This window comes from Neisseria sp. P0009.S007 (assembly GCF_051962515.1).
Genome location: NZ_JBQCVF010000225.1, coordinates 1 through 2,141, shown reverse-complemented (window position 1 = coordinate 2,141; position 2,141 = coordinate 1). Strand labels below are relative to the sequence as shown.

At 46.4% G+C, this 2,141-nt stretch carries 3 protein-coding genes; all 3 read right to left on the bottom strand.

Annotated features, from left to right (window positions below):
• Window positions 1-269 (bottom strand): NnrS family protein (locus tag ACTHS3_RS11870; RefSeq protein ID WP_440368025.1); only part of this gene is annotated, 269 nt, incomplete at its 3' end.
• 251 nt (window positions 270-520) lie between these two features.
• On the bottom strand, window positions 521-1,135 hold the full coding sequence (locus ACTHS3_RS11865) for a CadD family cadmium resistance transporter (RefSeq protein WP_049335602.1): 615 nt from the start codon (window positions 1,133-1,135) through the stop codon (window positions 521-523).
• 308 nt (window positions 1,136-1,443) lie between these two features.
• On the bottom strand, window positions 1,444-2,136 hold the full coding sequence (locus ACTHS3_RS11860) for an ATP-binding cassette domain-containing protein (protein ID WP_210386333.1): 693 nt from the start codon (window positions 2,134-2,136) through the stop codon (window positions 1,444-1,446).
• Window positions 2,137-2,141: the final 5 nt, after the last annotated feature.

Sequence of the window (2,141 nt, the reverse complement as noted above, 5' to 3'; positions counted from 1 at the left end):
GGCGAAAAGGGCAGTATGGCAGATGCGGCGAGCAGTAATGCCGCCATCAAAGTAGCGACAGGTTTCAGACGGCCTTTATAACCCGTCCATTCGAGCATGGCTGCAGTCAGGAAGCCGCCGTATGCCGCAGGCAGCATGAGTTCTAAGAAGATTTGGCGGTGCAAAATGACGGCACCGGGGCTGATGAAAAACACCAACGCGCCGAATATGGCAAGTACCGCCGCACCGACAAAAAACGGCCGCATGGGGTGGGTGAAAAATTTATTCATGGCTTGGCTTGATTCTGCATGAAGATGCTTTCGGATATGGATTTATTGGGCGGACAGGGTTGTATTTTTCGCCAAAGAGGCAAGCCTGCGGCTTGCTTGCCCTCTCCCTAGCCCTCTCCCACGGGGAGAGGGGATTAGGCTGTCGAGCGCCCTCTGATTTTCAGAAACCTGATTCCCTCTCCCCGTGGGAGAGGGTTAGGGAGAGGGCAACGAACCGCAAGGTTTGTCAGATACTCAAATGCCCGTATCATTCATATTATTGATATTATTGTTCGAATTGTATTATTTTCAATAATAATAAATAACCCTAAACCAATATAAATAACAGCCATTATCCAACGACTAAACTTCTCTACAATTTCACCAACACCTGAAATATTAGCCAATCTTTGTGCTGTATATACTAAAACAAAAATCAATATTAAAAATACAAGAAGAGTAACTAATAAGTCGACAAGATCTAAAGTCACAAAGTAAGGAACAAAAAGTCCAATATTATCTGCACCACAACTAGCAACTGTAACCAAAGCAACAATACCGACTAATTTTGACAACCCTTTTTCATCCAATTCTTTTTTAGCTCTTTTTTCGCCCTCACAATCGTCGTAAATAGCAACTTTAATACCTAAGTAAATCGGTATTAAACCTAATAAACCCAACACCCATTTTTCCGGAACATAATGCAAAACAAAAGCTAGAAATAAACTAACTAATATTAAAATTACAGAACCTAAATATTGTCCGATATAAATATCTCGATATTCTTTTCTAGTATTTGCTCTAGCAAAAAATATTAATAGTATTACCAACAAATCTACTGCTGTAGCAATATATAAAACAGCAGCAGTAATCACAGTCGAAAACATAAAGCACCTCATAATGAATCCCCTGCCCCCTTGGCACCACGGCTTTTTCAAAAACCGAATCGCGTTCGGATAACAGATTCGTATCTTTCGCTAAAGAGGCAAGCCTGCGGCTTGCTTACCCTCTCCCTAGCCCTCTCCCACGGGAGAGGGAATTGGGCTGTCGAGCCTGAACATTTTCAGGTTTACCTGACATCTGATTCCCAATTCTACGGCTCTCTGATTTTGAGAAACCTGATCCCCTTTCCCCGTGGGAGAGGGTTAGGGAGAGGGCAACGAACCGCAAGGTTTGTCAGAAATTTAAATTCCTATCACTCATAATAATGAATCCCCTGAAACTCTCTTGCCACCACGGCTTCTTCAAAAGCCGAATCGCGTTCGGACAGCGGCGTAGGCAGGGTAATCACGTTTTGCACGTTCATGCCCTTAGTGGAAAGCAGCATGATTTCATGGCTCAGGCGCGCGGCTTCGAAGCGGTCGTGCGTTACCAGCATACACGCCATACCCTGCCGCTCGATTTTTTCCACCAGCATGGCGACCAAAATATCGCGCAAATCGCGGTCCAAACCGACGAACGGCTCGTCCAGCAAGGCAAGGTCGCAGCCGCACAGCAACAGGCGCAAAAATGCTACCCGTTTCGCCATACCGCCGGACAACTCGGTCGGATATTTGTTCAAATCGCCCGTAGTCAGCCCGACTTTCGCCGCCAGCGCGATGATTTCGCCTTCATCGGGTTTGTCCATAAAAATAGCGATATTCTGCATCGCGGTCAAGTTTTCCGGCAGGCGGTTTTCCTGAAACAGAAAACCCGTTTTGCGGAAAGTATTGCGTATCGAGCCCGATTTCGGCGTTTCCAAGCCCGCAATCAACCGCAAAACCGTCGTCTTGCCGCAGCCGCTCGGCCCGAACAAGGCTTTCACTTCGCCATGTTGCAGGTTCAAACTGAAATCGCGCACGATGGGGTCGCGGAGAATTTCAAAACGCACGTTTTCAAGACAGAGCATCATCT